We start from the raw sequence: 14,821 nt of genomic DNA, 5'->3' as shown, positions 1-14,821 counted from the left end.
GGCCAAATACACGGCCGACGACGGCGTCGCTACTGGGGGTTCGGTTCACCCTGCGGCGAGTCGGCGTCGGCCGGTTCCGCCCGCCCGGACGGCCCGTCAGGATCGACCTCGGGCCGGAGGTCGCGGTAGGCCCGTGCGAGGATCGCCACGGTGACAACGCCGATAGCCGCCGAACCGATCAGCGACACAGGGGTGGCAACGGCCTGCAGCAGCGTCCACGAACCGTCGACCGGCGGCGCGCTGAACCAGCCGACCCCGGTTCGCAGCGACGTGAGCAGAAACGCAAGCACGCCGACTTCGAGCCGGCTCCCCCGAACGGTCGCCCAGCTCCCCCGGAAGGCGTCGAGGACACCCTGCTCGCGAACACCGATCTCGTGGAGCAAAAAGAGGAAATGAAGCCAGACGACGACGCCGACGGCCAGAAGGATCGCCAACAGGAGCCCACCCGACAGGAGACCGACGACCCCCGCGATCCAACCGGAGAGCCCGCTTGCGCCGAGGCCAAACAAGATAGCGAGAAGCCCAAGACCGGCAGCAACCGGCAGCAGGAACAGGAGGCCGGTATAACAGAGGGTGGCGACGAGGCCGCGGGCGGTCGCCCACCCGAGATCGTTGAACAGCGCGGCCTCGGGGATGGCGTCGGTCGCACCGGCGACAAACGTCCGGATGGCAATGATCGAAACCGGGACGGTGACGACCGCGCTGAACGCGCCGACAAGCAGCATGGCGGCAGCACCGGTGAGCTCCGAGAGCTGGCTGCCGGCGGCGATCCCGCCGGTCGGATCGATGCCCGCGCCGAGATCGACGGGCACGTAGGTCGTCCCCGCGACAAGCACCAACAGCAGACTCAGCGTTTCGACGGCGAGAAAGACCGCCGCAAAGACGGCTCCGTTCCGTGAGACAGCCACGCGGAGCCCGTCGCCGACAACAGATCGAACGTGGAGGGGCATTGCTTCCGCCTCGATTCGCTATCGGTTTAGGTGTCGCTCCGATTTTCACGCTCAGAAACTGTCGATAGAACGTATTCCAACGGAACCAATGGACACATTGAGGGGAGTACAGCTCCCTACCGGTGTCGTATGTCCGCCGATCCTCCAACGCCAGCGTGGACGATGCCCGAATACGTCGCCACCATCGTTGCCGTCCTCGCCACCGGCGGCCTCGTGTTCTACAGCGCGCTCACCGACGCGGGGCTGACCGTCGATGAGGTCGTCGTCGTCGGGCTCACCATCACCCTGCCCGCCACGCTCGCTTACGAACTCGCCCGCCGCGTGGGGCCGTCGTCACAATGAATCGAACCCACCTGTCGGCTGTCGGCGACCGCGGTACCTACCGGACGCTCCGTGTTTTACCGCTACTGTGGCTGTGATCGCTCACCGAGTTTCCGACCCTGAAAACGACCGGTAGCCTATACGTGGCCAGCCGGGCGTGGTCGGGGTGTGAGTGAGGAGCTCCCGGTCGAGGAGGTGTTGTCGCTCCTCGATGACGAGTACGCCAGAGCGATCCTCATCGCCACGAGCACGGAACCAATGTCAGCGAACCAACTAGCCGAGGCCTGTGACGCGTCGCTGCCGACGGTGTACAGACGGATCAACCGCCTCACCGACCACGACCTGCTGGCCGAACACACCGAACTCGACGAGGATGGCCACCACTACAGCAGCTACGAGGCGACGCTGGAATCGGTCGCCATCGACCTCACCGACGGCGAGCTCACGGCCGATGTATCGCGGGAACCGACCGACGCTGCCGACCGCTTCACCGAACTCTGGGAGGGGATCTGATGGTCGCCGCCGAATCCCTCCTCTATCTTCTGGTGTTGACAGCGACGCTGATCGCCGCCGCGCTTGGCCTGCTGATCGTCTTTCAGGCCTACCGGGGGTACCGGCGCAACGATAGCCAACGGATGCTGTATCTGGCCGCCGGCCTCGGGCTGATCATCGTCGCGCCGTTTGCCCTCTCGCTGGTGTTTACGCTGGTCGTGCCGGGCGATGACCTCCTGATGTCGTACGTCCTGCCACTGGCCAGCCGACTGGTCGAGATCGGCGGGCTCAGCCTCATCATCTACTCGCTGTACCGGGGGTAGAACCACCGGTGTTTCACGCCGAGAAACACCCCCTCCCGGTTTTTCAGGTGGGAGTGGCACGTCGCTAGCAATGGATCCGAACCATCCCGCATGCGGTGACGCCTCGCCCGCCGACCACACAGCCACGAAGACGACCCGCCGGCGGCTACTGGCCGCTGGTGGCGCGACGGCTCTCGCCGGCCTGGCCGGCTGTATGGACATCATGAACGCCATCGCCGGGGCGATCCTTGAGGATGTCAACGTGCTCAACGGCACCGATCAGGAACGGAGCGGTACCGTCACGGTCGTCGATCCGAACGGCGACACCCAGCTTGAGGAATCGTTCACGGTCGCGCCAAGCGACAGCGACGACGAGGAAGACACGGATGGGCCGAGCTCAACGCCAGCGTACGGCGATGTGTTCACCGACGCCGGAGAGTACACCGTGACGGTCGAACTCGACAGCGCGATCAACGAGACCAGCAGCCGGGAGGCGACGGTCACCGTCGACAACACCGAGGAACAACACATCATCGTCGCCCTCGGGGGTGACGGCGCGCCGAGCCCGATCGAGATCCTCGTCATCGATGAGTTCAGCGATCTCGCCGATCGGTTCGGCGACGACGGATAGGGTCTGACAGCCGCTGTGCGTCGGTCGCGTCTCCCCGTGTGAGAACGCTTAAGGCCGACTCGGGGGAATCAGATGGCAATGAAGGTCATCCTTTCACTCGGCGGCAGCGTCCTCGCACCGGATCTCGACGCCGATCAGGTGGCGGCCCACGCCGACGCCATCGAATCGCTTGTCGACGCCGGCTTTGAGGTCGGGATCGTCGTCGGCGGCGGCGAGGTCGCCCGCGACTACATCGCGGCTGGCCGCGAACTCGGCGGCAACGAGGTTGAACTCGACGAGCTCGGGATCGCAGCCACCCGGCTCAACGCCCGGCTGTTGATCGCTGCCCTCGATATCAAAACGAACCCAACACCCGCGGAGGATTACGCCGACGCCGGCGAAGCGCTCAACCGCGGTGATGTGGCGATCATGGGTGGGGTGATGGCCGGCCAGACGACCGACGCCGTCGCTGCCGGCCTCGCCGAGTACGTTGACGCCGACCTGCTGGCGTATGCGACGAGCACCGACGGCGTTTACGACGCCGACCCCCACGAGGATCCCGAGGCGATCCGTTATACGACGATGTCGCCGGCGGAACTCGTCGAGTTGGTCGTCCCGATGAGCCGGGATGCGGGCTCGTCGGCACCGGTCGATCTGCTGGCTGCAAAGCTGATCGAACGCGCCGGGATGCGCGCGATCGTCTTCGATGGCACCGACCCCGGCGATATCACCGACGCGCTGCTCAACGGGAGCCACACCGGCACCGACATCATCCCCAAGGGAAGCGATGAACCCGCGGAGTGGATCACGACAGAATGAGCACCGACGAGCCGGGCGATGTAGACGCCGACGACCCGACGCCTGCGACCGCCCACGACACCGCCACCGACGACCACCACGACTTCTGGGCCGAGGGTGTTGCCGACGAGATTGAACAACGCGACCCCGACGATCCGATCGTCATCAAGGGCGGCGTGTCGCCCTCGGGCGTCGCCCACCTCGGCAACGTCAACGAGATCATGCGCGGCTACTTCGTCGCCGAAGCCCTCCGCGATCGCGACCACAAGGTGCGACAGGTCTTCACCAGCGACGACCGCGACCCGCTACGGAAACTCCCCCGGAAACTCGCCAACGCCGACGGACAGATCGTCGGCCTCGGCGAGGTCGATGCCGGCGCGCTCGGCCGCAACCTCGGCAAACCCTACACCGACATTCCCGACCCATTCGGCGAACGCGACTCCTACGCCGCCCACTTCGCCGCGCTGCTGGCAGCCGATGCCGAGCGGCTCGGCGTCGATATCGAGATGTACTCCAACACCGCGCTGTACGCCGAGGGAGCCTTCGATCCCGTGGTCAAACACGTCCTCGACCGCGCCGACACCGCCCGCGAGGTACTCAGCGAGTACCAAGCAAAGGCCGACGACGACTACGTCCCGTTCAATCCGATCTGCGAGGAGTGCGGCAAGCTGACTGAGACGGTCACCGACATCGATCTCGACGCCGAGACGGTCGACTACGTCTGTACCGATATGGAGGTCGGCGACGAGACGATCGAGGGCTGTGGTCACGAGGGCACCGCCACCTTCCGGGAGGGCAAACTCCCCTGGCGGTTCGAGTGGCCCGGCCAGTGGCAGGTGCTGGATGTGGACTTCGAGCCGTTCGGCAAGGATCACGCCGAGGGCTCCTGGCCCTCCGGCGTCGACATCGCCGAGAACGTCCTCGGTATCGAGCCGCCGGTGCCGATGGTCTATGAGTGGTTCACACTCAACGGGGAGGCCCTCTCGTCGTCGGCCGGCAACATCGTCACCGTCCCCGAACTCTTGGAACTCTTGGAACCCGAGGTCATCCGCTACTTCTTCGCGCTCCACCCGAAGAAGGCCCGCGATCTCGATCTCTCCCGGCTCGACCAACTCGTCGACGACTTCGACCGCTTCGAGGAAGCCTACTACGCGGGTGTCGACGACGAGTCGGTGACTGCTTTCGCCGAGGCGGCGTATCCCTATGTCGTCGACGATGTGGCCGACGAGCGGCCGATCCGGCTGCCGTACACCTTCGCGGCTGTCCTCGGCATGGTCGAGGATCGGGAGCTCCGCGAGAAGCTGGCCCGCGACGAGGGCCACATCCCCGACGACGCCGACGCCGCAACCGTTGAGGCCGCCCTCGCCCGCGTCGAGCAGGCCCGCACCTGGGCCGAGCGCATGGACAACGCCTACAACTACCGGCTGCAGGCCGACCTCCCCGACACCGAGTTCGACGACGCGACGAGTGACGCCCTCGGCGCGCTGGCCGATGTCGTCGCCGCAGGCCACGACGGCGAGACGATCCAATCGGAGATCTACGACACCGCCCGCGAGCACGACATCGAGCCAGGCGACCTCTTCGAGGCCGGCTACCGGCTGTTTTTCGACGAGACCCAGGGGCCGCGGCTCGGCGAGTTCCTCGGTGACCTCGAACAGGAGTTCGTCGTCGGGCGGCTCCGCCGCGAGCGATAGTCCTCGCTTGGGAGGCCCCGACAGTGCTGTTCAGAGTAGCGCGATTGGGTCGTGCACAGCCCGAAAGCCGCTGCTTTTTTCACTCCTACCTACGTCGGCAGGTCGAGCAGCCGCAGTCGGGCGGGACTGAAAGGGGCGAGTCGCTCCGGGAAGACGGCCGACGCAAGCACCGCAGGAACGAGCGAAGCGAGTGACGAGGCGCGCAGCGAGGCCCTCGACCGGAGCGGCTCGGGGCTTTCGAGACAGTACCAACTTCTCTGGTGTCCAGAACATGATAATCTCAGCCGACCGGCCGTTTTAGTACGCCACCACCCCAACAGCGACCGATGAGCGAGGATCGTCCGCTGACCGAGTTCGCTGCCGACGATGCTGACGACAACGGTGACGAAGCCATCGATAGCGACGATACCGACGAGCCCACCGCTGACGACGCTGCCGATTCTCCAGTCGATGCTGAGGCCGAGCCAGCGATCCCGACCTACCGCTGGCAGCCAGAGGGCGCGACCTGCGCGGCCTGCGGCGCGACAACCGAGCGACAGTGGCGCGACGACGAGGGGTTCGTCTGTCCGGACTGCAAATCGTGGTAGCTAATCGAACCGCGTCGACCCGCGGTCAAACCCGGCTGCCAGCGTCGCCTCGTCGATCGAGCAGACTGTCGGCCGCCCGTGCGGGCAAGCGAAGGGTTGCTCGCACTCACCTAACCGATCCAGCAGCCGTTCGGCATCGTCAGTCGACAGCGAGTCGCCGGCTTTCAGTGACGGCTGACAGGCCAGCTCAGCCAGCAGCGCGTCCCGCGGATCATCCGGCGTCTCATCGGCGGCTATCCCGTCGAGCGTCGCTCGCAACGCCGCGGCGTCGGCCGTGCGACCGAACGGAGCCGGCACCGCCGAGACCCGTAGCGTGCCGCCGCCGAACGCCTCGATCCCGAACCCAAGCGAATCGAGCAAGTCAGCGTGAGCCTCGGCCAGCGATGCCGCAGCGGGCGACACCGACACGGATTCCGGCGGCTCCAGCGTCGCGGTCGGCACCGCGTCGTCGCCGACAGCGGCCTGCAATCGCTCGTAGTTGACTCGCTCGTGGGCAGCGTGCTGATCGACCACGAGCAACTGGTCGTCGTCCTCACAGAGCAGGTAGAGCTCGCGGAAGCTGCCGATGACCCGCAGGTCGGCGAAGGGATCGCTTCGGTCGACGCTGTCGAGTTCGGTCGTGAGATCGGTCGCCGCAGCCTCGGTTCGGCGCGCGTCGGCAGTCGCCAACGCGTCGCCGACAGCCGTCTCGACGGCGGCTTCGATGGCCTCCCGGTACCGCAAGCCGACCGCCTGTTTCGCCGGGTGGACGTTCGGATCGACGGCGTCGGCCGGCGGTCGCACGTCGATAGCAGCGACGGGGTAGTCGTCACCTGCGAGCAGCGAGTCGTAGCCGTCGATCACGGCCCGCCGCAGGCCGCTGTCCGCGACCGGCCGTCCATCGACAGCGACCCGGACGTGCTCGCGGCTCGCCCGCGTGACCGATGGATAGGCAAGGATTCCCCGGAGATCGAGCGAGCCGGTGCCCTCGGCGGTGTCGATATCGGTCGCGTGTTCGACCACGGTCGCCTGGCGGGCGAGGTCAGCATCGTAGACGCCGAGCAGCGCGTCGCGTGGGCCGTTGCCGGTCGTCGTGAACGTCGTCGTCCCGTCGTGGCCCAGCGAGAACCGGACTTCTGGGCGGGCGAGCGCGTAGGCCGCGACGCGGTCGCTGATCCGGCCGAACTCGGCGGCGGGGCCGGCCAGCGACTCGCGGCGCGCCGGGCGGTCGGCGAAGAGATCGGTGACAGTGATGGTGGTTCCCTGCCCGCGCGCGGCGTCGCTGACGGTCGCCTCGCCGTCCTCGACGCGGAGCTTCGTCCCGACGGCGTCGCCGTCGTTGGTCACGAGTTCGACCGTCGCACAATCGCAGATCGCGGCCAGGGCCTCCCCGCGAAAGCCGAGCGTCGAGACCGCCGTCAGTGCGTCGCTCGCGTCGGCGGGGAGCTTGCTCGTCGTGTGTCGCTCGACGGCGAGGGTGGCGTCCTCGCGGGAGAGGCCGTGGCCGTCGTCTTCGACGCGAATCCGCTCGGTGCCGTCCCCGTCGACCGCGACATCGATCCGGCTCGCGCCGGCGTCGAGTGCGTTGTCGAGGAGTTCGCTCACGACGCGGGCCGGGCGGCTGATGACTTCGCCGGCCGCGATTTCGGCGATGGTCGTCTCGTCGAGCCGGGTGAGCGACGGTGCCATTCGTGTCGGAAGGCCACACCCCGAGTGGCTTATCGGCTTCGGGACGCCTCCAGCGTCGAGCGAAGCTCGTCCAGCGTGTTGAGTGCTTCCAGCGGCGTCATTGTCGCAATGTCGAGCTCGTGGAGCTCGGTCGCCACGGCGGCCACGCTGTCGGCGTCGAGGGCCTGCCCGTCGAGCGCGTCGGCGAGCACGTCGTCTGCGTCGCAGTCACCGGCTTGTGTGCCGTTGATTGCGGGCTCGGAAGCGTCGCTGTCGCGTTCTGCGTCGTCGCTCGCAGATTGCGCAGCTGCGGCCTCACCGGTTGTCGTTTCCACCACTTCGCGGGCGCGGTCGACGACGGGTGTCGGCACGCCAGCCATCCGTGCGACTTCGATCCCGTAGGACGCCGACGACGCGCCGGGCGCGACCCGATGCAGAAAGGTCACGTCGTCGCCCTCGCGTGTCGCCGCGAAATGGAGGTTGTGGACGCCTTCGCGCTCGTCGGCGAGATCAGTCAGGCCGTGGTAGTGGGTCGCAAACAGCGTCAGCGCGTCGAGTTCGTCGTGGATGAACTCGGTGGTCGCCTGGGCGATGGCGAGGCCGTCGGCCGTGCTCGTCCCGCGGCCGACCTCGTCGAGCAAGACGAGCGAGCGGTCGGTCGCGTCGTGGAGAATCTCCGTCAACTCGCTCATCTCGCGCATGAACGTCGACTGGCCGCCGGCGATGTCGTCGCTCGCGCCGACGCGGGTGAAGATCCGGTCAAGGATCGGCAGCTCAGCCGCTTCGGCGGGGACGAAACTCCCCGTCTGGGCGAGCAGGCAGATCAGCGCGACCTGGCGCATGTAGGTCGATTTCCCGCTCATGTTGGGGCCGGTGATGATCGCCACGTCGCCGCCGGCGAGGTCGGTGTCGTTGGGGACGAACTCCGCCTGGGTCGTTTCGACGACAGGGTGGCGGCCGCCGCCGATCTCGATGCCGGAGTCGGCGTCGGCAGCCTGGAGATCGGGCCGAACGTAATCACCCTCGGTCGCGGCGATAGCAAGGGAACACAGTGCGTCGAGTTCAGCGATCGCACTCGCCAGTGCCTGAATCCGGTCGGTTTCGGCGGCGACGGTCTCCCGTACCTCGCAGAACAGCTCGTATTCAAGGCTGTCGGCGCGTTCCGCGGCCCCGAAGATCTCGTCTTCGCGCTCCTTGAGTTCGGGCGTGTAGAACCGCTCGGCGTTTTTCAGCGTCTGGCGGCGGGTGTAATCGTCGGGCACCTGATCGAGATTCGGGTTCGTCACCTCGATGTAGTAGCCGTGAACCTGGTTGTGGCCGACCGACAGCGAGTCGATGCCGGTGCGCTCGCGTTCGGCGGTTTCGAGGTCGGCGACCCACTCGCGGCCGTCCTGTTCGGTCGTTCTGAGGTTATTGAGCTCGTCGTCGAAGGACTGTTTGATGACACCGCCTTCGGTGAGTTCCATCGGTGGATCGGTCGTGATGGCCTCGTCGATCAGCGTCGCCACGTCCCGCAACTCGTCGAGGCGGTCGTGGTGATCGCTCAGCGCGGGAACCTCGGCGATGATCTCCTTCAGCTCGGGGACGATCGACAGCGTCGCCTGCAACGCGCGGAGATCACGGGCGTCGGCACGCTCCCGCGAGATGCGGCCGGCCAGCCGTTCGAGATCGTAGGCCTCCGCCAACAGATCGGAAAGGTCGCTGCGGGCGATGCCGTCGCCGACGAGGGCGTCGACCGCGTCGAGTCGCGCGTCGATCTCGGTGCGGTCGACCAGCGGCCGGCGAAGCCAGCGATCCAGACACCGCCGCCCGAGCGCGCTCGCGGTCTCATCGAGCACGTCGAAGACGGTCGCACCCGATCCTGGCCCGCGGTTGTCGAACAGTTCGAGGCTCCGGAGCGCGGCGGCGTCAAGGCGGAGTTGCTCGCGGTGGTCGTGCCGCCGGATACGGGAGATGTATTCGAGCGGGCCGTCGTCGCCCTGCGTGTACTCGGCGTAGGCCAACACCGCGCCGCAAGCCCGCCCTTCGGCGTCGCTGTCGAAGCGGCGGTCGGGGTCGGCGACGTACTCGCTCAGCCGCTCGCGGGCGACAGTGGGGTCGAATAACTCGGCGTCGATCCCGGTTTCCATCCAGTCGCCGTCGGGGGCGACCGTCGGCGCGTCGTCGGCGACGAGCAGTTCGTTGGGCTGAACCCGGTCGAGTTCCTCGCGCACGTCGCCGCGGGTCGGGACGGTCGTAACAAAACATTCGCCGGTCGAGGCGTCGACGGCGGCGATGCCGTAGCCGTCTCGCTCGCCGTCGTCGATCTCGCGTTCGACCACGCTTGCGACGTAGGTCGTCGAGCCTGCCGCCAGCAACTCGTTTTCGACGACTGTGCCGGGGGTGATGACTCGCGTTACTGCGCGGTCAACGAGTCCGCTCGCCTCTTCGGCGTCTTCGACCTGATCAGCCAGCGCAACGCGGTAGTCCGCGTCGACGAGGGCTTCGAGATACGAGGCCGCGTTGTCGATCGGAACCCCGGCCATCGGGTACTCGCCGGTGGAATCCTCGCGTTGCGTTAGCGTCACCTCACAGACGCGGGCGACTGCCTCGGCGGCCTCACAGAAGGCTTCGTAGAAATCACCGACCTGAAAGAGAACGAGCGCGTCGGGGTGTTGCTCACAGAGCTCGACATACTGACTCAGCATCGGCGTCACGTCGTCCTTGCGGTCGGCCATCGTCGGCGGCAGTCCCGTCACCGGGGTCATAGCCGGGAGGCCGTTCGCAAGCGGTATAATCGCTCGGATGTCGGCGAGGCCGCAGGGAAGCGGCTGGAACGCGTCGTGTGCCCGGGTTGGACGGCTGTGGCTCCCAACACGCGGCCTGAGACCGGTTGTAAATCCCGACACTGTTTAATATGACCATCCTGTAGTCCGAACTGTAATGTCGGAAGTCTGCTCGACGTGCGGATTGCCTGATGAACTCTGCGTCTGCGAGGACGTTGCCAAAGAGTCTCAACAGATCAACATCCGCATCGACGAGCGCCGCTACGGGAAGGAGGTAACGGTCATCGAAGGATTCGACCCCGGTGACGTGGATATGAGCAGCCTGTCGTCGGATCTCAAATCCAAGTTCGCCTGCGGTGGCACCATCGAGGATGACGCCATCGAACTCCAGGGCAACCACCAGGGTCGCGTGGAGGATTTCCTCCGCGATAAAGGGTTTACTGTTGCGTGAGCTAGCGATCTAACCGCCTTCCGTTCTGACGCCTGTTTGTTCTCTCACAGCGGCCGGATCGGCGTTGGGAATCGTTATTGGACTCCGGGGCGTTGTGACAGCTATGTCGGCATGGCGGGCCATGGCTGTGGCGGTGATCGTGGGTGTGAGTCTCCTCACCGTCCCGATCGCAGCCGGGGCAACACCACCAGCCGCCGCCACACCGGTCGGCGACGACACCCCAACAGCAACTACAGCAGGTGTCGACGACACCCCAACACCGACGCCGCTGTCGACACACACCGAGTTGCGGCTGACGACGACGCTGGATCGAACGCCGGATCGGGTCGGGGAGATCACCGCCACCGTCACCGCCGAGATCCCCTCACAGTTCAGAGAACTCACCCTCCAACTCCCGGCGGACGCGCGGGTCGTTTCGACCAGCGGCTTCACCCGAACCGCCACCGACAGCGTCGAGTGGGACAGCAACAGCAATCCTGCCACCGTGCGCTACCGGATCGACGCAGACGTCCGGAGTGCGGCCGACCAGCCCGGCGCGGAGGGCACCTACCGGTTTGCCGACACCGCCAACTGGTCGCTCGTGCGGATCCCGTCGGTCGGCGACATCAGCGGTCGGATCGTCGGCGACGACCCCGAGATCGTCCGTGAAACCGAGATCGACGGCCCGGGTGTCGCCGGCGACCAAATCGCCTATCTCGGCCCCTACGACCGACGGACGCGAACGGCCCACAGCCAGACGTTCCACCTTGTGGTGCCCGAGACAGCCGACCTCGAAAGCGAGACAAGTGAGATCTTCGAGTCGGTAACCGCCGCATCCGATCGGCTCCGGATCGGCGACCGCGACGACGAGGTGTTGATGATCGCCGCCCCGACCGGCGACGTTGAGTGGGCCGTCCGCGGGATCCAAACCGGCGACAGCGACTTCTGGGTGCGGGCCGACGAACCCGTCGACACACCGGCAAACAACTGGGTACACGAGTATGTCCACACCCGCCAGGAGTACACCGCAGCCGCGGACGCCCGCTGGATCACCGAGGCGACGGCGACCTACTACGCCGCGCTGTTGACGCTGGAGGCCGACCGCGTCGAGTTCGATCGCTTCCAGCGGTTTCTCGCACAGGGCGAAGACGAACCCCAAGCGTCGGCGGTCATGACCGACCCCAACACCTGGGAGAACTTCGCCAACTACCGGAAGGGCGCGCTCGTCGCCGGCGATCTCGATCGTCGGATCCGGCTGACAACCGACGGCGAGGCCAGCCTCGATACCCTCATGCGAGCGATCAACAGCCACGAGGGAGAGCTCACCGCGGCGGACATCGCGGGCTATATCGACGCCATCGCCGGCGAGACGGCTGCCAAGGAGACCACGGCGGCGACAACCGCCACAACCGTCGATCCGATGTGGAGCCGCGACAGCCACACCGCCGCCTTCGGGGCCGAGCCCGCCCGCTTTGCGTTCCGGTTTGCCGACGAGACGCCGATCAGTGTCGGTGGAACGAGCCGCCGGCTTCCGGCGTCGGGAGAGAATCTTACGGTCGGCCTCAACGAGACGGTCTCGGTGGGTGTCACCGTCGAGAACGTCGGCGGGACAGACGGCGCGTATGAGCTACCGTTCCGGATCGGCGACAACACAACGACACGAACCGGCCGGCTGGCACCGGGCGCAACAACGACCCACCGGTTCGCCCAGCGGTTCACCGCCCCCGGCAGCTACCGAATCGCCGTCGGCGGCGAGGAGATACGGGTGACGGTCACGGAGACCGCCACGACAACAGACGCACCGATCGACGTCCCCACCGAGATCGAGGTGCCCGGCTTCGGGGTCGCCGGTGCTGTACTCGCGGTTGGACTGGTCGCGCTGCGACACAGCCGGCGGTCGTAGCTGTCGTCGACAGGCGATTAGAACGGTGCCTCAGGGCCATCGTCGGCGGGCTGCGTTGTCGACGCCAGCGGCCCGTCCCAGGCGGTGAGTCCGCCCTCCATGCTTTCGACCTGACAGTCGGCGGTGCCTTCGTAGGAGCCGATCAGCCGGGCGGCCTGCACGCTTGCCTGGCCGTGAGGACAGACGGTCACGATCCGGTCGGCATCGGTGAGCTCGGCGACACGGTTCGGGAGCACCTCGAAGGGGATGTTGACGCTGTCGGGGATATGTTCGCGCTCAAAGGCGGCCGGGGTGCGGATGTCGACGATGCGGGGCGGCTCGTCGCTGTCGCGGAGTGCGGCCACCGTCGACGGGGAGATCTCGCCGTCCATACCGCGTGGATGCCGAGCCGGGGGGATAAGTCCCTCGCCCGCGGCGACCCAGCGGAAACACAGCCACAGCGCGCCGACCACACCGTCGCCGGTGTGGGGTGGAACTCAGGAGAGTGGGAGCTCGCGGTTATCCTTGTAGTAGAAGATGATCCCGAAGACGATCGTCATCAGGAAGTACACCAGCGCGAAGATCACGCCCATCAGCACGCCCATCAACGGGCCGGTGTTCCACACCAACAGCGCGTACAGCGTCAACGGAAAGATCAGCGTCGTCGAGATGAGCACCAGCGCGATCGACGGCGAGATGGTCGTCTCACGGAGGGCGATCAACACGCGTCTGGTGCGACCCGTGGCGAGAAACCGGATGACGCGCTCCTGCACCATACGGGTGGCAACGACCCGAGATGCTAAATACTCACTGGCTGGGCGACGGTGTCGCAGGTGGTCACAGCGGGGTGAGCCTTTTGTTGCCACCGGCCGACCACCAGCCATGGAGGATCCGTTTGTCGTCGTCGGTGCTGACGCCGCGGGCCTGAGTGCCGCCAGCAAATGCCGCCGTGTCGACCCCGATCGAGAGGTCATCGTCTTCGAGAAAGGTCGATGGATCTCGTATGCCTACTGCGGGATGCCATACTTCATCGAGGGCCGCATCGAGCAGCTGGGCGACCTGCTGTCGCTGTCGCCAGCTGAGGCCGACGAGCGTGGGATCGACCTCCGGCGCGGCCACGAGGTGACGGCTGTCGACCCCGAGGACAGCACTGTCACCATCGCCACCGACGACGGAGCGATCGAACAGCCCTACAGCGACCTGCTCGTCGCTACCGGCGGCCGAGCGACGACCGGCCCCTTCGATCTCCGCGACCTCGATGGCGCGTTTACACTACACAACATGGACGCGGCCGCCGCGATTGACGCCTACATCGCCGACCCAGAGACCTACGACGAGACGCGGATCGCCGACACACCGGCCGACCGCCAGCGGGTCGCCCACAACGCCGAACAGCCGGCCCCCGAGACCGCGGCGATCGTCGGCGGCGGCTACGTCGGCGTCGAGATGGCCGAAGCCCTGCGCGGTCGCGGGCTGGATGTCCATCTCTTCCAGCGGTCGGGCCACGTCCTCCAACCGTTCGGCCAGGCTGTCGCCGACCGGGTCGAAACCGAACTGGAAGCCAAGGGCGTCCACGTCCACACCGACACCCCCGTTGAGCGTCTCGTCGGCGACGACCGGATCGAGGCGATCAGCTACGAGGGCGGCCGCCAGCCGGTCGATCTCGCGGTCGTCGGCGTCGGTATCGAACCAAACACCGGACTGGTGGCCGACACCGACATCGAGTTCGGTGCCGGCGGCGCGATCACCACCGACGAGTACGGCCGGACGAATCTGCCGGATATCTATGCGGCCGGCGACTGTGCGACCGCACGCCACACCGTGACGGGCGAGCAGACATGGATGCCACTCGGACTAACTGCCAACCGTGGCGGGCGGGCGGTCGGTGCGACCGTCGCCGGCGACCCCGAACCGGTTGGCGATATCGCCGGCACAGCCGTTGTCAAGGCGTTCGATCTCGAATGCGGCCGGGTCGGGGTTGTCGACGCCGACGCCGCCCGCGAGGCCGGGTTCGACCCGGTACGAAAGACGATCACCGCCGGCTCCCGGTCGGGCTACTACCCCGGTGCGGCCGAAACCGATGTGACCCTCGTTGCCGACCGCGAAACCGAGCGGTTGCTTGGCGGGACGATCGTCGGAGCAGACCGGGCGGCCGTCCGGATCAACACGCTGGCGACGGCACTGGAGTCGGGGCTCACCGTCGCCGAACTCGAACGCCTGGATCTCCCCTACGCGCCGCCGTTTAGCCCCGTGTGGGATCCGGTGTTGGTCGCCGCAAAGGTGCTGGGCGGCGCGCTGTCGTGACCTGCAATCCAGTAAGAATGAGCACTACACTTATGTGAT

At 66.8% G+C, this 14,821-nt stretch carries 15 protein-coding genes; 10 read left to right on the top strand and 5 right to left on the bottom strand.

Annotated features, from left to right (window positions below; genetic code table 11):
• Positions 1-29: 29 nt before the first annotated feature.
• Positions 30-950 (bottom strand): hypothetical protein, encoded by a 921-nt coding sequence (locus tag HKK80_RS01525; protein WP_411797848.1) that lies wholly within the window; start codon positions 948-950, stop codon positions 30-32.
• 129 nt (positions 951-1,079) lie between these two features.
• On the opposite strand from HKK80_RS01525, the gene HKK80_RS01520 reads away from it, so the two are divergent.
• The 7 genes from HKK80_RS01520 to HKK80_RS01490 all read left to right on the top strand — a co-directional run bounded on the left by HKK80_RS01520 (position 1,080) and on the right by HKK80_RS01490 (position 5,754).
• Positions 1,080-1,292, top strand: a complete 213-nt coding sequence (locus tag HKK80_RS01520) for a hypothetical protein (RefSeq protein WP_411797847.1) — start codon at positions 1,080-1,082, stop codon at positions 1,290-1,292.
• Positions 1,293-1,439: 147 nt separating this feature from the next.
• The gene (locus tag HKK80_RS01515; RefSeq protein WP_411797846.1) at positions 1,440-1,784 is read left to right on the top strand and encodes a helix-turn-helix domain-containing protein; all 345 of its coding nucleotides are present in this window, start codon (positions 1,440-1,442) and stop codon (positions 1,782-1,784) included.
• Positions 1,784-2,086, top strand: a complete 303-nt coding sequence (locus tag HKK80_RS01510) for a hypothetical protein (protein ID WP_411797845.1) — start codon at positions 1,784-1,786, stop codon at positions 2,084-2,086. Before HKK80_RS01515 ends, HKK80_RS01510 begins: the two co-directional genes overlap by 1 nt.
• A gap of 70 nt (positions 2,087-2,156) precedes the next feature.
• Positions 2,157-2,696 carry a hypothetical protein gene (locus tag HKK80_RS01505; protein WP_411797844.1) on the top strand — a complete coding sequence of 180 codons (540 nt, stop codon included), beginning with the start codon at positions 2,157-2,159 and terminating at the stop codon, positions 2,694-2,696.
• 78 nt (positions 2,697-2,774) lie between these two features.
• Entirely contained in the window at positions 2,775-3,494 is a 720-nt protein-coding gene (gene pyrH / locus HKK80_RS01500) for a UMP kinase (RefSeq protein WP_411797843.1), read from the top strand.
• Positions 3,491-5,167, top strand: a complete 1,677-nt coding sequence (lysS, locus tag HKK80_RS01495) for a lysine--tRNA ligase (protein ID WP_411797842.1) — start codon at positions 3,491-3,493, stop codon at positions 5,165-5,167. Before pyrH ends, lysS begins: the two co-directional genes overlap by 4 nt.
• 326 nt (positions 5,168-5,493) lie before the next feature.
• A complete protein-coding gene (locus HKK80_RS01490; protein WP_411797841.1) occupies positions 5,494-5,754 on the top strand; it encodes a hypothetical protein in 261 nt (86 codons plus the stop codon).
• Here HKK80_RS01490 and mutL read toward each other — a convergent pair whose 3' ends face one another.
• Positions 5,755-7,422: a DNA mismatch repair endonuclease MutL gene (gene mutL, locus HKK80_RS01485; protein WP_411797840.1), complete on the bottom strand. Its 1,668-nt coding sequence runs from the start codon at positions 7,420-7,422 to the stop codon at positions 5,755-5,757.
• A gap of 29 nt (positions 7,423-7,451) precedes the next feature.
• Complete coding sequence (gene mutS / locus HKK80_RS01480) at positions 7,452-10,148, bottom strand: DNA mismatch repair protein MutS (RefSeq protein ID WP_411797839.1); 2,697 nt, start codon at positions 10,146-10,148, stop codon at positions 7,452-7,454.
• A gap of 175 nt (positions 10,149-10,323) precedes the next feature.
• On the opposite strand from mutS, the gene yciH reads away from it, so the two are divergent.
• Both yciH and HKK80_RS01470 read left to right on the top strand, forming a co-directional pair.
• The gene (gene yciH / locus HKK80_RS01475) at positions 10,324-10,617 is read left to right on the top strand and encodes a stress response translation initiation inhibitor YciH (protein ID WP_120084435.1); all 294 of its coding nucleotides are present in this window, start codon (positions 10,324-10,326) and stop codon (positions 10,615-10,617) included.
• 103 nt (positions 10,618-10,720) lie between these two features.
• Positions 10,721-12,499 (top strand): hypothetical protein, encoded by a 1,779-nt coding sequence (locus tag HKK80_RS01470; protein WP_411797838.1) that lies wholly within the window; start codon positions 10,721-10,723, stop codon positions 12,497-12,499.
• Positions 12,500-12,516: 17 nt separating this feature from the next.
• On the opposite strand, the gene HKK80_RS01465 is transcribed toward HKK80_RS01470, so the two are convergent.
• Together HKK80_RS01465 and HKK80_RS01460 are read right to left on the bottom strand one after the other, a co-directional pair.
• A complete protein-coding gene (locus tag HKK80_RS01465; RefSeq protein ID WP_411797837.1) occupies positions 12,517-12,870 on the bottom strand; it encodes a rhodanese-like domain-containing protein in 354 nt (117 codons plus the stop codon).
• Positions 12,871-12,975: 105 nt separating this feature from the next.
• The gene (locus HKK80_RS01460; protein ID WP_411797836.1) at positions 12,976-13,254 is read right to left on the bottom strand and encodes a hypothetical protein; all 279 of its coding nucleotides are present in this window, start codon (positions 13,252-13,254) and stop codon (positions 12,976-12,978) included.
• 106 nt (positions 13,255-13,360) lie between these two features.
• Between HKK80_RS01460 and HKK80_RS01455 the strand changes: the two genes are divergently transcribed.
• A complete protein-coding gene (locus tag HKK80_RS01455) occupies positions 13,361-14,782 on the top strand; it encodes an FAD-dependent oxidoreductase (protein ID WP_411797835.1) in 1,422 nt (473 codons plus the stop codon).
• The last annotated feature ends 39 nt before the right edge of the window (positions 14,783-14,821 follow it).

This window comes from Halonotius sp. F2-221B (assembly GCF_046719765.1).
Lineage (GTDB): Archaea > Halobacteriota > Halobacteria > Halobacteriales > Haloferacaceae > Halonotius.
Note: the sequence above shows the minus strand (reverse complement) of the source record. Positions and strands in the feature narration are given on the sequence as shown.

Excerpts from the sequence above, each read along its gene's own strand:
- lysS (WP_411797842.1), top strand. The coding sequence starts at position 3,491 with ATGAGCACCGACGAGCCGGGCGATGTAGACGCCGACGACCCGACGCCT.
- HKK80_RS01470 (WP_411797838.1), top strand. The coding sequence starts at position 10,721 with ATGTCGGCATGGCGGGCCATGGCTGTGGCGGTGATCGTGGGTGTGAGT.
- HKK80_RS01465 (WP_411797837.1), bottom strand. The coding sequence starts at position 12,870 with ATGGACGGCGAGATCTCCCCGTCGACGGTGGCCGCACTCCGCGACAGC.
- mutS (WP_411797839.1), bottom strand. The coding sequence starts at position 10,148 with ATGACCCCGGTGACGGGACTGCCGCCGACGATGGCCGACCGCAAGGAC.
- HKK80_RS01520 (WP_411797847.1), top strand. The coding sequence starts at position 1,080 with ATGTCCGCCGATCCTCCAACGCCAGCGTGGACGATGCCCGAATACGTC.
- HKK80_RS01525 (WP_411797848.1), bottom strand. The coding sequence starts at position 950 with ATGCCCCTCCACGTTCGATCTGTTGTCGGCGACGGGCTCCGCGTGGCT.
- pyrH (WP_411797843.1), top strand. The coding sequence starts at position 2,775 with ATGAAGGTCATCCTTTCACTCGGCGGCAGCGTCCTCGCACCGGATCTC.
- HKK80_RS01505 (WP_411797844.1), top strand. The coding sequence starts at position 2,157 with ATGGATCCGAACCATCCCGCATGCGGTGACGCCTCGCCCGCCGACCAC.
- HKK80_RS01490 (WP_411797841.1), top strand. The coding sequence starts at position 5,494 with ATGAGCGAGGATCGTCCGCTGACCGAGTTCGCTGCCGACGATGCTGAC.
- HKK80_RS01510 (WP_411797845.1), top strand. The coding sequence starts at position 1,784 with ATGGTCGCCGCCGAATCCCTCCTCTATCTTCTGGTGTTGACAGCGACG.
- HKK80_RS01455 (WP_411797835.1), top strand. The coding sequence starts at position 13,361 with ATGGAGGATCCGTTTGTCGTCGTCGGTGCTGACGCCGCGGGCCTGAGT.
- HKK80_RS01460 (WP_411797836.1), bottom strand. The coding sequence starts at position 13,254 with ATGGTGCAGGAGCGCGTCATCCGGTTTCTCGCCACGGGTCGCACCAGA.
- yciH (WP_120084435.1), top strand. The coding sequence starts at position 10,324 with ATGTCGGAAGTCTGCTCGACGTGCGGATTGCCTGATGAACTCTGCGTC.
- mutL (WP_411797840.1), bottom strand. The coding sequence starts at position 7,422 with ATGGCACCGTCGCTCACCCGGCTCGACGAGACGACCATCGCCGAAATC.